Raw genomic sequence first — 19,075 nt, 5'->3', positions numbered from 1 at the left:
CCCCGGCACTTCGTCAGTTCACACAACTACCTCACACACTTGCGGAGTTGCAAGCAGCCATAACGTCCTTCACCAGAACGCGTGGAACGTGCCGCAACAGCGACCGCAACGAACGTCTGGTACACCCTTCCACGAACCAGCCAGCCCGTGACCGTCCACGGCCTCACCGGATGAACCCGGTCAAGATCACTCCACGCAAAGACCTTATTCGGCGGGGTGGTGGCGTCGAAGACGATCTCCCAGGCCCGCGGGCCAAAGGGGACACGGTCCCCGCCGATGGGCCACGTTCCTTGGCCTCGCTCCTCGGGTTTGGGGGCGAAGCGGGTCGACAGCCGGGCGCAGGGGCTCCTCCTGCAGCAGTTACCCGACCTGAGCGAGGAGGACGTACGCCGCGCGACAGAGGGATGTGTGAGCGAGGAGATCCTCGACGACGACGGCGACATGGCGGTCCGCAAGGTGACGTACGACTTCCCCGACGATCGTTCCTGTGTGCTGTGGTCCGTGGCTACATTCACCGGCTCGGCGGCCGGCGGGACTTCGACGTTGTGCGGGATGATCTCTACACCGATGAGGCCGAGGCGACGGCGGCGTGGAACCGGGAGGGCTGACGTGGCCGACAGCGGAACCACGGTGCCCGCAGTGCCAGACGGTGCGGACGTGCACCGGTCTTGGAGGCGCGTCCTGACCGGCCTGAGCGAGCAAGCCGAGGGCAATGCCGCGGTGCTCGGGCCCGAGGTGGGGCACGGGGCTGTCGTCGAGACGGTGCCCGGGGTGCTGCTCCTGGTCGTGGACCAGCACGTCACCGGCTGGGGCGAGGCGTATCGCACGGGCGAGCCGTACCCGCTGACAGACGCCGCGGTGATGCTGCACCTGGTCCAGGAGGACGGGTTGCTCAGGAGGCTGTGGGCCCGGCACTTCAAGAGAGCGAAGGGCGCGTTCGGCTCCGCTGGCCTGGCGCAGCTCCGCAAGCACCTGGCCGTGCACCCCCGGTCGAGGAGCTGTTGTTGGACATCATCGACCCGGGCCCCGGCCGTCCGAACTTTCGGGCCGGCCCGTGCCGGTGGTGCGCGGCCGTGTTGCAGAAGGGCCAGGGCGTCCTCGTCGGCCGCAGCGAGGACGCCCAGGTCGAGCACCGCCGCAAGTGCCCGTCCGTGCCCGCTCAGCCCGGTACGTACTGCGTCCGGTGCGGCGGGTCGGTCGCGCCCGGGTCCGCCCGCCTGGTCGTTGTCCGGGAGGGCGTGGGCCGCCGCGAGGCCCAACACACGGGCCGGTGCGAGGAGCACCTGTCGTTCGAGGAGTACGAGGAGCGGGCGGCGCAGAGGCGGGCCGCCGAACAGGAGCAGCGCGCCGCGGAGAAGGCCGCGGCCGTGAAGAAGACGCGGCGGAGTGTGGCGGCCGCGGAGAAGCGTCGGACGGCCCGCGAGGAGAAGGAGCGGGCCGCCCGGGCGGCAGTAGGCAGTGGAGTTGGCCGGGTCCGCGAGCTTCTTCATGAGCGGGAGAGTGACCTTCGAGCAGGGGATTGGGCCGGTTGGGCGTCCGCTATGTTGATGGCCCAGGTCAGCGCGAGCAGGATGGGCGGGAGACTCCCGGCTGCAGCTCCGCGACGAGCGCCCCTGATGAGCTTGGCCAGGACGTCGAGGTCCTCGTCCACTCACGTGAGCCGTCGGCCGCCTGCCTGCCCGCTGGCCGGTTGGGTGCGGCCGAAGGCCTACAGAGCTGGTACGTGGCCGACGTGGTACGGGCGGCCGGGTTCAAGGTCGAGGGCGAGAAGCCGTACGAACTCGACTGCGATGTCGAAGGAGGCATGGGAGCCTACTCCCACGCCAGCGGCGAGGTCGCCGTGCGGTTGTTCGGGCACAAGCGCGTGCTGGTCATCTGCAGCGGTGGCGTCCTTGGTGAGGTACATGGTGACGCCGGTGGAGACGATGTCCGCTGGTCGGCCGGGATCGAAGCCGGCAGTGGACAGCTGCTCGGGCCAGGACGCGCCGCCCTCGAAGTCGACCGGCACCAGGTGCAGCCAGTCGGGGATGCCGTAGCCGAGTTCACACTGCGGTGTTGTCCGGTGTCTCTATCTGCTCGTGGGCCATGGTGTTCCCCCTTCGTCACGGTCAGTTCTTGGTGGGAGCCTGGAGGCTCCACAGGCGCCCGTCGGGGTCGCGGACGGTCATCTCCTTGGTCCCGTAATGGGTGTCCTCGAACGGCGTGACCACCTCGAGACGGGATCAGGACGCACGCGTCTGCGTCCGGCACCTTCAGCACGATCTGCGTCCGGGGCTCTTGGTCCTCGGCAACCTCGGCGATGAACACGTAGGGACCGTTGCCGTTGCGGAGCTGGCCGGAGTTGTGGTCCGTCGCAAACTCCCGCTCGTAGCCCAGCTCCTGGAAGAACTTCGCCGCCGGGCTCGTATCAGTCGGGGGCCCCTGGGCGTTGCGCTGTGACGCTACGGGTATCGGCTTCCGCACTGCTCCACTGGGACAGCAGGCGCAAGGAGGTCTCGGACGGGCTACCGGGTTCGGTGCCGTAGACGAAGAGGATCTGGTCCGGGTCGTCTCCGGGGGTGAGGGCCTGGTAGGTAACGGTGAGGTCGCCGACGAGCGGGTGGCGGTAGTCCTTGGTGCCGGTCGTGCGCCTGTGGACCTTGTTGTCCGACCAGAAGCGACGGAATTCCTCGCTGCGTATGGACAGGTCACCGACCAGGGCGCTCAGAGCCGGGTCGTCCGGGTGGCGGCCCGCTTCGAGGCGGAGCATAGCGGCGGTGTCCGCGGCGACGCGGTTCCAGTCCCGGTACAGCTCGCGCGCGTGCGGGTCGAGGAAGACGAAGCGGGCCTGGTTCCGCTCGGCCGCGGGGAGCGCCCGGAAATCGGTGATCAGCCGTCCGGCCAACTGATTGTGGGCCAGCACGTCGAGGCGCCGCCCGAGGACGAAGCCCGGGCGGCAGGTCTGCTGGAGGGTCTCCAGCAGGTCCCAGGTGGCGGCGTGGACCCGCTGGGGGCGGGGACGTCGGCGGGCGGGCCCGGGCCGGCGCCGGGCGAGGACGTGCAGATGGCTGCGCTCCGCGTCGTCCAGGTGCAGGGCGGTGGCGAGTGCGTCGAGGACCTCTGCGGAGGCGCTGCGGCTGCGGCCTTGTTCGAGGCGCGTGTAGTAGTCCACGCTCACCCCGGCCAGCCGGGCGAGTTCCTCCCGGCGCAGGCCGGATACCCGGCGCCGGCCCAGGCTGGGGTCGTCGAGCCCGGCTTCCTGCGGGGTGAGGCGGGAGCGGGCAGAGCGGAGGAACTCCGCCATCGGTGTGCTGTCGGGGTGCTCAGGGTCCATCTGTCCAGGATCGCGCAGCCGCCGACGATCCGACAGCAAGAGGGTGGCCCACTTTGTCCCCCGATACGGCGGGCCATTCTGCGGCCTCTCTTGCCTTCTCGGAGCTGGTTCAGTGGAAGCCGGGCCTCGCCGCCGGAAGCGGCGGTCCGGGGCACTTCGTGAACACACAAGGTGGAGGCATCTCATGTCGACGTGGTTCATCACCGGCGCATCCCGCGGACTGGGACTGGAAATCGCGCGGGCCGCGCTCCGCAACGGCGACACGGTCGTGGCCGCCGCTCGGAACCCGCGGAACCTGCCGGACGACCTGCGCCAGTCCGACCGGGTCCTCGGCGTCACCCTCGACGTCACCCGTACCGAAGACATCACGGGCGCCGTCGAGATGGCCGTGCGCCACTTCGGCGGCATCGACGTCCTCGTCAACAACGCGGGCCGTGGCCTGCTCGGAGCACTGGAGGAGATCACCGACTCCGAAACACGCTCCCTGTTCGACCTCAACGTCTTCGGGCTGATCAACATGACCCGCGCCGTCCTGCCCGTCATGCGAGCAGCCGGAGCGGGCAAGATCGTGCACATCGGCTCCCGCGGCGGATTCGAGGGGGAGCCCGGAGTGAGCATGTACAACGCCTCGAAGTTCGCGGTGGCCGGCATCAGCGAGGCGCTCGCGGGCGAGATGGCGCCGTTCGGGATCCAGAGCATGGTCGTGGAACCCGGCGTCTTCCGCACCGACTTCCTCGACACCCGTTCCCTGTCGACCGCGGCCCAGCGCATGCCCGCCTACTACGGCACACCCGCCCACGCCACCCTGGACTGGAGGGAAACCGCCAACCACACGCAGCTCGGGGACCCCGTCAAGGGCGCCGCCCTGATCTACGAGGTCACCAGCGAGGACAAGCTCCCAGGGCATCTGGCCCTGGGCCGCGACGCGATCGAACGCCAGCTGGTCAAGATCCGCAGCCTTCAGGACGACCTTGCGGCCTGGCAGGACAAGTCCGCCGCCACAGCCTGCGACGACGCCTTGTGACCACCCCGGCCGATCCCAGAGAAGAACAGGAAGGACCCCTAGCCATGACATCCCTGCTCACCGGGCGACCGCTGGACGGCCGCGTGGCTGTCGTCACCGGCGCCTCCAGCGGAATGGGTGCGGCTACCGCACGCCGCCTCGCCGAACTCGGCGCCGCTGTCGCCGTCGTCGCACGTCGACAGGAGAAGCTCTCAGCCCTCACCGCGGATATCGCCTCGGCCGGCGGAAAGGCCGTATGCCTGCCCGTCGACGTCACTGATCGAGCAGCCGTCCGTACGGCCGCCGACCAAGTGCGGGACGCACTGGGACCGGCGGACCTCGTGTTCAACAACGCGGGCGTCCAGCTGATCTCCGCCATCGACGAGCTCAAGGTCGACGACTGGCAGCGGCAGATCGATCTCAACGTCACGGGAGTGATGAATGTGATCGCTGCCTTCCTCCCGCACCTGACCGCCACAGCCGAGCGTGGAAAGCCCGCCGACCTGATCAACACCTCCTCCATCGCGGCGACCCGCATCCTGGAGAAGTTCTCGATCTACTCGGGTACCAAGGCGTACATCAGCCACCTCACCCGTCTCATCCGGGTCGAACTGGGCCGGAAGAACGTGCGCGTAAGCGCCATCGAGCCGGGCATGGTCGACACCGAACTACCCGACCACGTCACGGACCCCGACGCCAGCGCCCTGATGGCCGGCCTGCTCCGCGACATCGAGTGCCTGCGCAGCACCGACATCGCCGAAACCGTTGCCTTCATCGCCGCCCTTCCCCGACACGTCAACATCAGCGAGCTGACCGTCCTGCCCACGGCCCAGCCCGTCTAGCGCAACAAACAGGCGGCGTGCGTGTGCTGCTGGGCCGCCCCCGGGCTCACACCGGTCGGGGCACGGCGGTCATGCGTTCTGGTCAACGGGACTCGGCCTCCGAGTGTGCAGAGGCTGAGTCCCGTGGCCTGCCGGCTCCCGGCGTCCACTCGTCGTCCGCGACGCCCAACCGCTCGGCGAGGCCGCCGACCACCTCCGCCCGCCCGTCCGTCGGATCGTCCAGGAACAACCCGGGGACCGCACCGCAGGTCAACGCTCTCAAGCCCGCCAAGGGCTCGGCGCCGGTTTTCGCTCCGACGTTCCTCACCCCCCTGTCGTCGGTGACTGCTGCGACTTCTCATCTCGATGGCACCGGCAATTCTTATCTGAGTGTCACTGAGGTTTTCTCAACGATGGTCACTTCCAGATTCCGTTGAGGACGAGGGCGGCGCGGGCGATGTCGCCGATCCGGCTGGGGCTGAGGGTGACGTGCTGCAGCGTGCGCCAGCGCTGCTTGAGCTCGGCAGCGGTGCGCTCGCCCAGGGCCCGAACGCTCCGCACGAGGGTGTTGAAGGCACGGGTGTCCGCGCAAAGTGCCTGCTCGGACTGGTTGTTGGGGCGGCGGACGGGAATGAGGATGCCGATGCCGGCGCCGATGTAGCCCTTGTCGGCCAGGGTCGGCAGCCCGTCGGCCGCCGCCTTGTAGAGGGCGGGCAGGGCGTGGATGCGGGCGGCGGTGACGTCGGGGGTGGAGCCGGGTTCGACGTCGGAGACCCACAGCGGGGTGCCGTCCGGAGCGGCCAGGAACTGCACGTTGCCGCCGAACGCCTTGTGTTTCTGGCTGAACCACCAGTCGTTGCCGTTGTCGCGGACGCCGGCGAGGCGGTCCGATTCGATCAGTGTGCCGTCGAGGATCACGTGGGTCATCCCCGCGCGTCGGCAGTGGTCCAGGACCGCGTGCAGGTCCGGGGCCTGGGCGGCGAGGACGTCGATGCCCTCGTGCAGGTAGCGGTAGCCGGTGGCCTGAGAGACGCCCGCGTCGCGGGCCAGGCAGTGCACGCAGCCGCGTTCGCGGAACCAACGCAGCACCAGCACGGCCTGGCGGAACGGGCCGAGCGCCCGGCTGCCTCGCGGAGTGCCGATTCGGCGGCGGTGGGCGGCGAGCAGACGCGAGAGGTGGTCCACGACGTGGCGCGGGACATCGAGCGTGGCAACATAGGTGACCAACGTGAAGCCTCTGGTGGTTACGGACATGATCTTGTGGTGAGACCTGTCCTACCAGGGGCTTTACGTCTGTCCACGGCCGGGCCCAGTCCGTCCGGCCTGCTCACGCATGGAGCGGTTCATGCCGCTTCGCGTAGATCATTTCGCTGAGAAAACGTCACTGAGCCTCTTTCATCCTGTGCTGGCGGGTGAAATGGGCTGGTCAGCGGGTGTGGTGACGAGGCAGGGCCCCTCGTCGTTGGCGTGGTGATTCCACTCAGCACACCGGCGACCGAAGGGGCCCTGTTGGTTCCGTATCCTGCCACGCTCGACGTCCCGCGCGAGCTCGTCGAGCATGTTGCCTGGCTGCTGTACGAGCACCGCCGGACCCGCAACACCCGCTGGCGCAAGCTCGGCTGCTTCGACCAGGCGCTGCTCACGCTGGTCCACCTGCGCAAGAACGAGACGTTCGCCCAGCTCGGCGTCGGGTTCGGGATATCGCAGGCCACCGCCTGGCGCTACGTCGACGAGGCCCTGGAGGTGCTGGCTTCCTGGGCCCCAGGCCTTCATGAAGCCCTCACCGGCCTCGGTGAGGGCGACCACGTCATCGTTGACGGCACCTTGAGCTTCTTCGAGTTGGCCACCGATCGGGTGATGGGCCGTGAAGCGCAACGAGCGAGGCCCTCGGGCTGTTGATCGAGATGTCTGACGTCTCAATCACATTGCTCGGGGGCCTCGTTGGTCATCCATCCTGCCGCACTCGACCTGCCCCACGCACTCGTGGAGTGGGTCACCATGCTGATCGTCACCCGTGAGGGCGACCGACGCTGCAAGCTCCGTCCGTCCCAGCGCGCGATGGTGGCACTGGTGTACCTGCGCGAGCACACCACACTTGCGAAGATCGCCGCCGGGTTCGGGATCAGCGAGTCCACCGCCCACGCCTACACCAGCGCGGTCGTCGACCTGCTCGCCGAACGTGCACCGGGCCTGCTGAAGGTTCTGCGCGAGGCCGACCCGGACTTCGTCCTGCTGGACGGCACCCTTGCCGAGTGCGACCGGGTCGGCGACGCACGCGCGGACTACTTCCACAAGCACCGCCGGCACGGGGTGAACGTGCAGGTGGTCACCGATCCGGACGGCCGGCTGCTGTGGCTCTCACCCGCGCTGTCGGGCCGGGCGCACGACCTGACCGCCGCCCGCACCCGCCGGATCATCCGGATCTGCGAACGCCAAGGCGTTCCCATCCTGGCCGGTCTCGCCTACCGGGGCGGCGGTCCCTGGCTGACCACGGGCATCAAACGCAGGCCCCTGCAGGAACTCACCCCCACCGAGAGGACCGTCAACCGGGCCCTGGCCGCAGCGCGGGCGCCGGTCGAACGCGGCGTCGCCCGCCTGAAGTCCTGGCGGATCTTCCGCAGATCCCGGTGCAGCCCCAACCGCATGATGTCAATCGCCAAAGCCGTCCTCACCCTGGAGCGGCAACGCTGAAGAAGCTCACTGTTCGCGCGGTGTCTGCCAGCGGCTGGGCCAGCACGCGCATGCGTACACCTCGAGCTGGCACGTCACCAGTCTTGCAGCACAAAGATCGCGCCAGCCTCGCCTAAGTTTCAGCGTCATGGATCAGCGGAAGTGATACTCGATCTGCCGCATGCCCGCACGCGATCACGGCACGGGCGGGAAGCGGCCACGCTGGAGAACGAGGGGGAGCCAGTGTCCGCGACGGAACGCGAACTGCACGAGCAGCACCGGACCATGACCACGGACCTGGCCGCCCAGCACGGCCGCGTCAAGGCATTCGACCCCGATAACGCGGAGTTCGACGGCCAGTACACCGCGCTGGTGGAACGCGCGGAGGAACTGCTGGCGTTCGAGCAGCAGTTGCCGGCCAGGCTGGCGGAGCCGCAGCGGCTGCGGAGTGCAAGCATCGTGCGTTGGGCGTGGCGAGCCCAGACCGCCTTGGCCGCGGCGCTCATCATCGCCGCGCTCGCCCTTGGCCACACCGGGTGGTGGCTCGTGCTTCTCATACCTCACCTGCTGGCGACGCTGATGGGCTGGTCGATCACGGTGACCGCCCAGCGTCACCGGCAGCAGCGCGCCATCGCACTCGTGCTCCAGGCCCAGGGTGTCCTGGTCGTCCTCGTGGTTCTCGGGATGCTCTCCCCCTGGTGGGTCATCGCCGTTGTTCTCGGCTGGCTCGGCATCGGGGCGTTCTCGCAAGACGGGCCCGCAGGCCAGGGGGTTAAAAAGTGATGGAGGACCTGGATCGCCGGCTTCGGGACACCGACCACCGCCTACATGACATGGACAGCCGTCTCGACGATCTCGAGACCGACCATCAGAGCCTGAGCCGGAAGTTCGGCTACACCGAAGACCTTGACTACGAACTGCGCGACATCCGCGGCGACGTCTCCGAGTGCGACGACAGGATTGACAAGGCCGAAGAGGAACTCGGCGACCGCATCGCAGACACAGAGCAGGCCATCAAGCGCCTCACGCAGCACGTGCGGCTGCTCGACGGCCAGATCAAGGTGGCCCACGGCGTGCCTGCGACGGACCTGGACACCTTCACCGCGGACCAGCGTGCCCTCGCCCACACCATGGAACGGGGCTGGACCGCCCGGAGCTTGCTCCTTGGCGACCACGACCGCGTCACCCACCAGGTGCGGGTGCGGCATCACCGGGACACCGCGGCCAAGCACCGGACGGCGCTCGCCGCGGTCGTCAAGACCGTCGGTGGTTTCACCGCCAGCCGTTACGGCACCACCGACCACTCCCAGGCCGCGGATCGGCTCCGAACGGCCATCGCCGAGGAAAAGAGACTGCGCCAGGACCTCACCCGGCAGGCACCCGGGGCCGAGGAGTCTGCGAACGTCCTGACCAACGATGCTGCGACCCGCGCCGACAAGCAGCCGGTGATAGCGGCCGGCGACCGGGCTGACACACGCCTCACAATGGCCCTGCGCAGCCGCTTGGCCGACGCCATCAGCAGCCGCTCGCTCCTGCCCGCCTGGTTCGTCACCGTCCTCGGAGCAGCCCCGCCCGCCCGGGCTACGGAACAGTGGCTGGAGACCGCTACCCGCGTCTTGCTGTATCGCCTCACCTACGACATCACCGACCCGGTCGTCGCCCTCGGCCCCGAGCCGTCAGACACCAACCGGCACCGCCGCAACTGGCACAACGAGCTACGCAAAGACCTGCACCGCTGGTAAATGGCTCTCTCCACACGCCAAAGGTGATCATGTTTCGTGGCGTCACCTTGCCGTACCCATCGAAGGACTACTAAGGGGCTCTTCCCTTACGTCAAGAAAGCCATGACCGACACGCTCGTGACTACTTGGTCACCACGCCGGCCAGAAGCTTCGCCGTGCCTTCGGGTGCCTCCACAGGGAAGTGGTGGCTGCCCAGATCGACGAGCACGAGGTCGTAGCGGTCCCCGTAGCGGTCGACCGCTTCTTGCGTCACCAGGTCACGTATCGCGAACACGGTGATCGGCTGTTGTGTCTCGCGTAGCGTCGCGTCCATGTCCCAGTGGACCAGCCCTTCGATGGAACGCAGACCCGCGGGCTGCCGCACCGCGGCCATCTTCTCGAAGTACGACTCCTTGAGGCCTGTGTCGGTTCCTGCCGGCGAACCTGCCTCGACGAGGGCCCGCACGCCTCCGGCGAAGTCCTCACGGAACATATGCAGCATCCCGTCGGTCTGTTCTTCGCTCAGCGCCGGGAACAGGGACAGGTAGTGCAGCGCGTCGAGTGCGACGACGTGCGAGACCGTGTCAGGGAGCAGTCGGCCGACTTCGACGGCGACCGCCCCGCCGAGGGAGTGCCCGGCCACGGTGCACGTGTCCACCGACTCGGCTTCCAGCACTGCCGCCACGTCGCGAGCGAACTCCTCCATGGTCCAGACGTTCCGCGTCGACCGTGACTCGCCATGCTCAGCGAGGTCGATCGCGAGAACGTGGTAGCCCTCGGGCAGATGGTCGGTCACCGCGTCGAAGTCGCTGCGGTCGCACGCCCACCCGTGGATGAGAGCCAGAGTCGGTCCTCCGGCCGGACCGCTGGCCGTGTACCGGATCGTCGTGTGGTCCGATCGCTGAACCTCAAGGTTTTTCCTCCTGCTTGCAGTGGTCACGGGGTCCCCTTGTCACGCATCGTGGAACGCTGTAATGGTCGGTGTGATGGAAATGGAGGTCGCTGGGTCCTCTGTCGCCGGCCGGCGCCTCACCTGCACGTTGCCACGGCTCCACGGCGCTGCGCCCGTATCTGGTTCAGGCGCAGGACGAGGGCGGAGAAAGTGATCACCGAGATCGCCAGCGCGTAGATCACGGCGGCGATTCTCAGCCCCAGGGCGGTGACGGCGATTCCTCCGAGTACGGCGGGCACGCTGTTCCCGAGATAGCTGATGACGTTCGCCAGGGCGAAGACCGCACTGCGCTCGTGCGGCTTGGCGATCCGGGCGAAGGTGCCGAACGTCGCCAGCACCGATGCGCCGAAGCCGAGACCCGCGACGACGGTGCCGACAGCGGAAAGCCAGCCGAGGCCCTCCACCGTCCCGGCAAGCGATATCAGGGTGCCGAGCCCGAGCAGTGCGGACGAGGGGGCCAGCAGCGAGGACGCGGACCGGGAGCGGAGCAGGAAGATTGCGAGCGCTCCGGTGCCCGCCAAGAGTGTCACGACGACGCCGCCGACCAGATGGCTGTGCAGCCCCAACAACTCGGCCGCGACGGAAGGGCCGAGCGAGAGGTACATCCCAGCCAGTGCCCAGGTGGCGATCATCGCCGGCACCACCGGGACGATGTCCGCGCGCAGGTGCCCTGGCATGGCGACCCGCGGGCGGAGGGAGGCGACGGCTCCCGGCCGACGGGGAGATGTCTCCGGCATGAGGGCGACGACCACCGCCGCCAGTACCATTCCGCCGAACAGCAGTGCGTAGACCAGCCGGGTCGGGGCGGGACCGAACTCCACCAGCACACCGGAGCCGAGAGCACCAAGAGCGAGCCCGGTCGGGGGAGCCACCGAGGTGACGACGCCTGCACGCCCGAGGGCATGCGGCGGCTCAAGATCGACAATGGCGGCACTCAGGGCGGGCGTCGCCACCCCAGTCGCGATGCCCTGCAGCACCCGGGCGGCGGACAAGACGAACACGTCCCCGGCCACATAGAACAGGACGAGCGCGACCATCTCTAGTCCGATCGCCAAGGCGAGCACCGGCCGGCGGCCGAGATGGTCCGACAGCGAGCCGACGACGAGTAACGAGCCCAACAGGCCGACCACGTAGAGGGCGAAGACGACGGTCAGTACCCACGCCGTGAACTTCCATTGCTGCTGATAGATCACGTAGAGCGGGGAAGGTGCGCTGGAAGCGGCTAAGAAGAGGACAAAGGCAGCGGTCACGCAGGGGGAGGGATCCTTCCACCGTGCGCGTTGCGGACCGCCGACGAGCGGTGCGGCGGTGCCGACAGACTCAACTGACATACGAGGGCCTCGCAGTGATCTTTGCGTTAGCGGCTTCAAGGTAACATAAAGGCAGCGATCACTGCATTTAAAAGGCAATGATCAGTGCGATACTGATCACATGTCCGCTACGACTTCCCCTCTGCCCCGCACCGGCAGCCGACCCGGCGGCCGGTCCGCCCGCATCCGTGCGGCTGTCCACCGCGCGGTCGAGGAACTACTCGCCGACGAGACCGGCGAACTGCTGACAATCCCGGTCGTGGCCGCCCGCGCGGGCGTGCACGCCACCACGGTCTACCGCCGTTGGGGCTCAGTGGGGGAACTGCTCACCGATGTCGCGACCAGCCGCTTCTCCGGCGACATAGTGGTCCCAGACACCGGAAGCCTCCGTGAGGACCTGGAACGCTACGCCTCCGACCTCGCCAAGGACCTCAACGACCCGGACACCCTCCCCCTCGTACGCGCCACCATCGGCACAGCCGGCGGACAAGGCGCCAGCGCATGCACCAGAGAGCGCAGGCAACAGCTCCAGGCCATACTCGAACGGGAACAGGCCCGGGGCCATCAGATCCCGACCGTCGAACGCGTCATGGATGCCGTGCTCGCCCCCCTCTACTACAGGGCTGTCTTCACCGACCAGGCGCTCACCCCCGAATGGGCACGCACCCTCGTGTCACACCTGCTGCCGGACTGATGGAGTACTCAACACCACCAGTCGCAGACCGCCGAACACACCCGCTGGACGAGCGGATGCCGCAGCGCCGGAGTGAGCGCGGCGGTCCCCAGGGTGACGGCGCTCGTCACCGCGCCGACGGCGGGCAGCACCACCAGCGGGTCGAGCCGGGGACATGCCGTCAGAGAATCGCCCGTCCACAGCGAGCCGAAGCCCGGCCTTTCGGCCTGCCGGGCGAATCCGAGCAGGGGAGAGCAGCGAAGCGGCCGAGAATCGCCTGTTCACGGGTCGGCAGCAGGACGCCGAACCGGGTCGGTGAGGGAACAGCCATCGCAGACCTCTCTGCTCGGGAGCACGAAAACCCTGCACCACGGAAACGCTCCCGAGGATCTCAACACCACCCCCTGACACCCGACTGACCCGCGCCTGAGCCATGCCGAACTCATCAACCAGGTTGTCGTGATCTGCCGCAGCGAAGGTTGAGCGTTGTCATCGAAGGTTGAGCGATCGTTTAGGGCTGTTCGCGGTAGTCGACGGGATCGTGAAGAACGCCAGTGCCGCGAGGGCCGCCACACTCGCTGCGAGCGCCAAGGTGCCTGGAAGGGACCAAACCGCGATCGGTCCGGCAACTACTGCCCCCAAAGCGAATCCGGTGATCTTCAGGCTGGCGCCGGTGGTGAAGATCTGGCCGCGCAGGCGTTCTGGGGCCTCCCGGTGACGGATGGCGAATAAGGCGGCCAGTTGAGGTCCGTCCCCGATCCCCACTATGGCTGCGGCCACGATGAGCACGACGGGTTGACTCCATGTTGCCAGCGCCAGCGCGACAGCCTGGACGAGGGCACTGGCCCAGATGATCGTGTCGGGGGCCACCGAACGCGGGAACCGGGCGAGTACAGCGTTAGCCACCAGTGCGGAGACCGCCGTGCAGGAGAGCAGCATCGCGCCGCGACCGGCTCCACCTAGAGCACGCTCGCCCAGGAGCGGGACGCACGCCGTCAGCATGCCCTGAGCGATACAGGCAATGACCGAAGTGAGGGTCGCTCGAGCCAAGGCCGGCTTTCCGACGATGATCCGCATTCCGGCAGCAAGGTCGCTGATCAGCGGGGTTGTTTGAGCGCCGCCCCGAGCCCGATCGGGACGGGTGGGCAGCATCCACGCGGCGGGCAGCGCCAGCGTGATGAGCGTCGCGGAGACCACCACGGCTGTTGGGGCTCCCAGCATCTCTGCCATACCTCCAGCGAGAGCCGGACCGGCCAGACTCGCCACGCTGAACGTCATGGAATCGAACGCGTTCGCCCGGAGCAGGCGGTCGTCATGCACCACTCGGGGCAGTTGGGAGGTCCATCCGCCCGACAGGGCCGGCCCCAGCAGCCCCGTCACCACGGCGATCAGGACGGTGACAGTGAACGGCAACCGGCTGAGGCCCACGAGAATTGTCCCCAGCCCCGCCGCATAGATGACGAGGGCTCCAGCCAGCAAGCGTCCCGGCCGTGCTGCCCTGTCGAGGAGCACCCCGAGCACCGGCCCGCCTACCGCGGCGGAGATCGTTATGCCCGCGAGCAGCGTCGACGCGTCGGTGGCCGATCCGGCCAGGGCGAACCCTGCCAGCATCAGCGCCGGTCCTGACATCTCATCCCCGGCACGGGCTGCCACGGCTCCGGCTAGATATGAGGGGAGTGAGTAACGCTTTTTCATTGGCAAGACGTTACGGAGGTAACCCAAAACTCAGCAAGATGCGTTACATTCCTTCGGTGTCCTCCAACAGCGACGACTGGTCCAGCCGGCACTCCGTGCTGACCACGGCGCGGCGGACCGCCGCCCTGATCAATGCTCTTGCTGACGACCGCCCAGACCTGGCTGAGGTCGCTGACGTGCTCCGCACCTACGGCGAGACAGACCCCCTCGACCTCACCACCCGCGATGTCGCCGGGATGCGCGCAGCCGCCGCCCTGCTGCGGCAAGTCTTTGCCGCCGAGCATGCCGATGACGCCGCAGCCACTCTCAACCGCCTTCTGCAGGAACACACCGGCCCGCTCCGCCTGACCTCGCACGGCGGCAGCACCCCCTGGCATCCTCACCTCGACCACGACGACAACGCGCCCTGGGATGAGTGGCTCCTCGCTTCGTCGTGCATGGCTCTGACCGTCCTCGTCTGGGACCGTCAGTGCCCGCCGGGCAGGATTTGCGCATCACCCAGCTGCCAGAACGTTTTCATCACCCAGGGCAGCGGCCCGGAACGCCGCTACTGCTCCCGCCGATGCGCAACCCGAGAACGAGTCGCAGCCCATCGGCGCTCGCACTCCGCCGGCCAGCAGCCGAGCGGAATCAAGTAGGGCGCGCAGGAGCAAAATCGACCACTCGAAATTCGATGACCATCACTCAAACTTCGCTGCAACCGATCATGCGCCGCCGAACGTCGGGCTGAACGACCCGCACCAGGGACTCGCTAGGGCCAGCTATCGATCCTCGCAACCCGCCGACCTCGTCGACGCCCGAGGGCCCGGGGCCATCTATCGATCGAAGTCACACGTGTGACGTTGATCGGTAGTCGGCGAGCCATGGTCTGGCGACTGTGAGTTGTGGTCGTGTACGGAGATACGCGGCGGCTCGGGCTTGCCCCGGTCCCGGTGCAAGCCATGCGTGGCCCGTGGCGAACGGACAGCCGCCGCGGACCACGCATGCGACCCTGCCGGTCGCGCCGGCACGCCGTACGTCAGCGCCGTGCGTCCTCCGAGGCGTCCAGGAGTGGCAGACCGGCCGCGTACCGGCGCAGGTATCCCGCGGTGGGAGTGTCCGCGCCGGCGACGGTGTCGGGGGTGCCCTGCGCGACCACTGCGCCTCCGTTGGGGCCGGCTCCCGGTCCGAGGTCGATCACCCAATCCGCGGACGCGGCGACGGGGATGTCGTGTTCGGCCACGACGACGGTGTTGCCGGAGTCGAGCAGCATGTCGAGCGCGTCGACGACCCGCTGGATATCGGACGGGTGCAGGCCCGAGACGGGTTCATCGAGGATGACGAGGCCGGCCTTGCGGCTCGCCGCGCCGCGCTGGATCGCGGACGCGAGTTTGAGGCGCTGGGCCTCGCCGCCGGACAGCTCGGTGGCGCTCTGGCCGAGTCGGAGGTAGCCGAGCCCGACCCGGTCGAGCGCAGTGAGGGTCTCCGCGAGCTGCCGGGGTTCGGTGAAGACCTCCCCGGCCTCGGCGACGGTCAGGTCCAGCACCTGGTCGACGGACAGCCCCTGGTAGGTGACCTCCAGGGCCTCGGGTCCGTAGCGCCGGCCGTCGCACGTGTCGCACACCACCCACATGTCGGGGAGGAAGTGCATGTCGACGAGCCTGCGGCCGTAGCCGGTGCAGGTCTCGCAGCGGCCGCCGGTGGTGTTGAAGCTGAACCAGGAGGCGTCGACGCCGCGCGCGCGTGCCGTATCGGTGGCGGCGAACAGTTTGCGGACGATGTCGAACGCCTTGCTGTACGTGGCCGGGTTGGATCGCGGCGTGCGCCCGAGGGGTTCCTGGTCGACCACGGCGACCCAGCCGAATCCGTCGAGTCCGGTCACCTCGCGCACGGTGTCGGCGGCCGTGCCTTTGAGGGCGGCCGCCGCGCCCGCGGCGAGTGCGCCCAGGACGCTGCTCTTGCCGCTGCCGCTGACCCCGGTCAGGCAGGTGAGCCGCCCGGCAGGGAGGCGCAGCAGCTCCGCGGCCGTGTTGTGGGCGCGCAGGCCGTGCAGTTCCACCCAGTCGGCGTCATCGCGGACCGGGCGGGGGGTACGGCGCAGCCGCGGCCCGTTGCCGGCCAGGTAGCGGCCAGTGGCCGAGGTGGGGTTGGCGGCGGCCAGGGCGGGTGAGCCAGAGACCAGGACCTCGCCGCCGAGGCGGCCCGCGCCGGGGCCCATATCGACGATCCAGTCGGCGCGGGCGATCAGTTCGGGGTCGTGTTCGACGAGGAGGACGGTGTTGCCGGCTTCGCGCAACTCCAGGGCGATGCCGAGGAGGTGATTCTTGTCCGCCGGGTGCAGCCCAGCGCCGGGTTCGTCCAGGACGAAGATGACGTCGCTCAGCTCGGTGCCGAGCTGAGCGACGAGCCGGGTGCGCTGCAACTCACCGCCGGACAGTGTGGCGGCGCTGCGGGACAACTGCAGGTGGGCCAGGCCAAGCCGGTCCAGGAGGCGGATCCGGCGTCCGAGGTCTTGCAGCAAGGGCTCGCCGACGGTGCGCTGCCGGGTGTCGAGCGAGTTGGCGACGTGCCCGGCTGTCGGTCTTCCGTCTAATTACGACAAGGACATGGCAGTGAACTGCAGTGTTGGAGGTATAGAGAGAGTTTCTGTGATCTTGTCTGGTATGGCATCTGGCCAGCAGTGGTTTGCTGTGCCTCGTCAAGAGCGTCATGCGCAGGGGCAGTTGGAAGGCCTGTGAACTGCGGTGTTGTGAGTAGACAGAGGATGTCGTAACTAGACGCACAATCTTATGGCTGGACGTAAGTTGCGGCCGCGATGCAGTTGATCTTGAGAGGTGGGGCGGGGTACTGCCGGATGTGGCTCGCGATGGCTGACCGGGTTTATCTGAGCCTCTCTGGGAGGTGTTCTCAATCTCCGCTGTCGGGGGCGTCGTCGTGGGTTGCTGGCATGTGGCGGACGCTGATGCCCGTTCGGCAGCGGGAGAGACCGATCGTGTCGCACAGGCGTGTGAACAGGTCTGGGCGGATGAGGAGATCTGCTCCTGCGATCGCGGGCAGGAGAGGCTCGTAGTTTCCGTCGTGGACGAGGTGGCCGTGCCTGTGCCGTTCGGAAACTCATCGCTGTTGCTCGGAGTGGGTCTGGCGCGCCACTATGAGCTCCTGGAACCCTGTCCGGATGCTCGTCTCACTGGTGTATCACGTGGCGCGGAAGCTGCTGTCGGTCCCGGCGGCGCTGCTACGCCGACGCGCGACAAAGGATGCTGAGTTGCTGGTGCTGCGGCATGAGAACGCGGTGCTGCGCAGGCAGCTCAAGGGACCGGTGCGGTATGCGCCGGCGGACCGGCTGTGGTTCGCGGCGTTGTCTGCGCTGATCCCGCGGCGTCGGTGGGCGCGCGTTTTCCCGGTGACGCCTGCAACTGTGCTGGCGTGGCACCGCAGACTTATCGTGCGCAAGTGGGACTACAGCAAGCGCCGGAGCAGGCCGGGCAGGCCGCCGACCGCGAGCGCGGTGAAGGCGTTGGTGCTGCGGCTGGCCCGGGAGAATCCGCGGTGGGGATGCCGTCGGATCCAAGGTGAACTCGTTCGTCTGGGGCATTCGATCGGCGCCACGACGGTCTGGGAGATCCTGACGGCGGCCGGAATCGATCCCGCCCCGCGCCGCGGCGGGCCGACATGGCGTGAGTTCCTGACCGCGCAGGCCGAGGGCATCATCGCCTGCGACTTCGTGCACATCGATCTCGTCGACCTGCGCCGGGTGTACGCGTTGGTCTTCCTCGAGCACGGCACGCGCCGCCTGCACATCGCCGGCGTGACCGCCCATCCCACCGGGCCCTGGACGGTGCAGCAGGCAAGAAACCTGGCCATCGAGTTGGGTGTGCGGGCCGACTCGCTGCGTTTCCTGCTCCGCGACCGGGACGCGAAGTACACGGAGTCCTTCGATGCAGTCTTCGCGGCCGACGATATCGAGGTCGTGAGGACCGCGCCGCGAGCTCCTCGGATGAACGCGCACTGCGAACGGGTCATCGGCACCCTGCGGCGCGAGGTCCTCGACCACCTGCTGATATGCAGCGAGGCCCACGCCCGACAGGCCCTGGACGCCTACGCCCGGCACTACAACCGTCATCGCCCGCACCAGGCCCGGGGACAGCTTCCACCCCTCGCCCACAAGCACCCAGCGCCCCCGACCGACCTGGCCGCGCGCCGACTCCTCCGCACCCGAGTGCTCGGCGGCGTTATCAACGAGTACGGATACGCAGCCTGACCAGCAGCGACGCGTTTCTGAACGGCACAGGGCCTGCGCTTGCCACCCTTCTGGTGCGGGCCGCTGGTTAGCGACCTGCATCCGGCAGACCCAGAACAATCAGATGGGTACGTGAGCCCAAACGGCTTTGCCGATGCCCTCCCGGCTCCACCCCCACAGAGCGGACAGGCTGGCTACAACGGCCAGCCCTTTTCCATCCGGCTCCATGAGGTCAGCTGTTCGTGGTTCGGGTAATTTTGGATTGGGATCCCACGCGATGCACATGACAGAACGTGGCGAGGTAGCCAGTGCCAGCCAGGGGTCTTCCTCCACAGAGGGGCTGTGACGGACAGCGTTGGCTGTGAGCTCACCCGTCACGGTGATCACGTCGCTGCTGACCGCCTCCAGGTTCCACCGCTGTAGACAGCTCCGGGTGAACGTCTGGGTTCGGGCGAGCCCTTCCGTGCTTGCGTGGATCTTGGCAGCGGCGAAGTTGTTGAAGGAGATCCCCATGGCCAAGCCCCAGTCCAACGCCTGTGGTTCGCCAGAGTTCGCTACCCATGCTGATCCGGCCAAGCTCGCAAACTGCATGCCACCCGGCTGCGTCACTGTCACCCACCTCCAATTGTCTGATGACCACACGAAAGAGAACCCTCTTTCGAGGGACGGTGTGCGTGAAAAAAACCTCCTAAGATCTA

16 protein-coding genes and 3 pseudogenes are annotated in these 19,075 nt (G+C 68.0%); 9 read left to right on the top strand and 10 right to left on the bottom strand.

Annotated features, from left to right (window positions below; all coding sequences use genetic code 11):
* Window positions 1-26: 26 nt before the first annotated feature.
* The 4 genes and pseudogenes from OHB56_RS00260 to OHB56_RS00245 all read right to left on the bottom strand — a co-directional run bounded on the left by OHB56_RS00260 (window position 27) and on the right by OHB56_RS00245 (window position 3,313).
* Window positions 27-443: a DUF317 domain-containing protein gene (locus OHB56_RS00260; RefSeq protein WP_406358864.1), complete on the bottom strand. Its 417-nt coding sequence runs from the start codon at window positions 441-443 to the stop codon at window positions 27-29.
* A 1,433-nt stretch (window positions 444-1,876) separates the two neighbouring features.
* Window positions 1,877-2,044: pseudogene (locus OHB56_RS00255) on the bottom strand (class I SAM-dependent methyltransferase); the annotation flags it as partial.
* A gap of 64 nt (window positions 2,045-2,108) precedes the next feature.
* Window positions 2,109-2,451, bottom strand: a pseudogene (locus OHB56_RS00250) (VOC family protein).
* The gene (locus OHB56_RS00245; RefSeq protein ID WP_406350941.1) at window positions 2,408-3,313 is read right to left on the bottom strand and encodes a helix-turn-helix transcriptional regulator; all 906 of its coding nucleotides are present in this window, start codon (window positions 3,311-3,313) and stop codon (window positions 2,408-2,410) included. Before OHB56_RS00245 ends, OHB56_RS00250 begins: the two are co-directional and overlap by 44 nt.
* 184 nt (window positions 3,314-3,497) lie before the next feature.
* Here OHB56_RS00245 and OHB56_RS00240 point away from each other — a divergent pair, with 184 nt between their 5' ends.
* Complete coding sequence (locus tag OHB56_RS00240) at window positions 3,498-4,337, top strand: SDR family NAD(P)-dependent oxidoreductase (RefSeq protein WP_406350939.1); 840 nt, start codon at window positions 3,498-3,500, stop codon at window positions 4,335-4,337.
* Between the two features lie 44 nt (window positions 4,338-4,381).
* Complete coding sequence (locus OHB56_RS00235) at window positions 4,382-5,158, top strand: SDR family oxidoreductase (protein WP_055609224.1); 777 nt, start codon at window positions 4,382-4,384, stop codon at window positions 5,156-5,158.
* A 396-nt stretch (window positions 5,159-5,554) separates the two neighbouring features.
* Here OHB56_RS00235 and OHB56_RS00230 read toward each other — a convergent pair whose 3' ends face one another.
* The gene (locus OHB56_RS00230) at window positions 5,555-6,364 is read right to left on the bottom strand and encodes a transposase family protein (RefSeq protein ID WP_326757295.1); all 810 of its coding nucleotides are present in this window, start codon (window positions 6,362-6,364) and stop codon (window positions 5,555-5,557) included.
* Between the two features lie 240 nt (window positions 6,365-6,604).
* On the opposite strand from OHB56_RS00230, the pseudogene OHB56_RS00225 reads away from it, so the two are divergent.
* The 4 genes and pseudogenes from OHB56_RS00225 to OHB56_RS00210 form a co-directional block, all read left to right on the top strand.
* Window positions 6,605-7,030, top strand: a pseudogene (locus OHB56_RS00225) (transposase family protein); the annotation flags it as partial.
* Window positions 7,031-7,078: 48 nt separating this feature from the next.
* Window positions 7,079-7,828 (top strand): transposase family protein, encoded by a 750-nt coding sequence (locus OHB56_RS00220; protein WP_406350937.1) that lies wholly within the window; start codon window positions 7,079-7,081, stop codon window positions 7,826-7,828.
* 222 nt (window positions 7,829-8,050) lie between these two features.
* Window positions 8,051-8,590, top strand: coding sequence for a hypothetical protein (locus OHB56_RS00215; protein ID WP_406350935.1), 540 nt, complete (start codon window positions 8,051-8,053; stop codon window positions 8,588-8,590).
* Window positions 8,587-9,549, top strand: a complete 963-nt coding sequence (locus tag OHB56_RS00210) for a hypothetical protein (protein WP_406350934.1) — start codon at window positions 8,587-8,589, stop codon at window positions 9,547-9,549. The genes OHB56_RS00215 and OHB56_RS00210 overlap by 4 nt, the downstream gene beginning before the upstream one ends.
* A gap of 121 nt (window positions 9,550-9,670) precedes the next feature.
* Here the strand turns inward: OHB56_RS00210 and OHB56_RS00205 are convergent, their stop codons facing one another.
* Together OHB56_RS00205 and OHB56_RS00200 are read right to left on the bottom strand one after the other, a co-directional pair.
* On the bottom strand, window positions 9,671-10,468 hold the full coding sequence (locus tag OHB56_RS00205; RefSeq protein WP_055573771.1) for an alpha/beta fold hydrolase: 798 nt from the start codon (window positions 10,466-10,468) through the stop codon (window positions 9,671-9,673).
* A gap of 89 nt (window positions 10,469-10,557) precedes the next feature.
* On the bottom strand, window positions 10,558-11,730 hold the full coding sequence (locus OHB56_RS00200; RefSeq protein WP_331449507.1) for an MFS transporter: 1,173 nt from the start codon (window positions 11,728-11,730) through the stop codon (window positions 10,558-10,560).
* Between the two features lie 181 nt (window positions 11,731-11,911).
* On the opposite strand from OHB56_RS00200, the gene OHB56_RS00195 reads away from it, so the two are divergent.
* On the top strand, window positions 11,912-12,484 hold the full coding sequence (locus OHB56_RS00195; RefSeq protein WP_406350932.1) for a TetR-like C-terminal domain-containing protein: 573 nt from the start codon (window positions 11,912-11,914) through the stop codon (window positions 12,482-12,484).
* Window positions 12,485-12,492: 8 nt separating this feature from the next.
* Here the strand turns inward: OHB56_RS00195 and OHB56_RS00190 are convergent, their stop codons facing one another.
* The gene (locus OHB56_RS00190) at window positions 12,493-12,666 is read right to left on the bottom strand and encodes a hypothetical protein (protein WP_406358862.1); all 174 of its coding nucleotides are present in this window, start codon (window positions 12,664-12,666) and stop codon (window positions 12,493-12,495) included.
* 286 nt (window positions 12,667-12,952) lie between these two features.
* Window positions 12,953-14,158: an MFS transporter gene (locus OHB56_RS00185; protein ID WP_406350930.1), complete on the bottom strand. Its 1,206-nt coding sequence runs from the start codon at window positions 14,156-14,158 to the stop codon at window positions 12,953-12,955.
* 38 nt (window positions 14,159-14,196) lie between these two features.
* On the opposite strand from OHB56_RS00185, the gene OHB56_RS00180 reads away from it, so the two are divergent.
* Window positions 14,197-14,796: a CGNR zinc finger domain-containing protein gene (locus OHB56_RS00180; RefSeq protein WP_406350928.1), complete on the top strand. Its 600-nt coding sequence runs from the start codon at window positions 14,197-14,199 to the stop codon at window positions 14,794-14,796.
* Window positions 14,797-15,176: 380 nt separating this feature from the next.
* Here OHB56_RS00180 and OHB56_RS00175 read toward each other — a convergent pair whose 3' ends face one another.
* The gene (locus OHB56_RS00175) at window positions 15,177-16,658 is read right to left on the bottom strand and encodes a hypothetical protein (protein ID WP_406350927.1); all 1,482 of its coding nucleotides are present in this window, start codon (window positions 16,656-16,658) and stop codon (window positions 15,177-15,179) included.
* Between the two features lie 654 nt (window positions 16,659-17,312).
* Between OHB56_RS00175 and OHB56_RS00170 the strand changes: the two genes are divergently transcribed.
* Window positions 17,313-18,398 carry an integrase core domain-containing protein gene (locus tag OHB56_RS00170; RefSeq protein WP_406350926.1) on the top strand — a complete coding sequence of 362 codons (1,086 nt, stop codon included), beginning with the start codon at window positions 17,313-17,315 and terminating at the stop codon, window positions 18,396-18,398.
* Window positions 18,399-19,075: the final 677 nt, after the last annotated feature.

The organism is Streptomyces sp. NBC_01635, from assembly GCF_045209715.1.
Lineage (GTDB): Bacteria > Actinomycetota > Actinomycetes > Streptomycetales > Streptomycetaceae > Streptomyces > Streptomyces hirsutus.
This window is presented reverse-complemented; position numbering and strand designations above follow the sequence as displayed.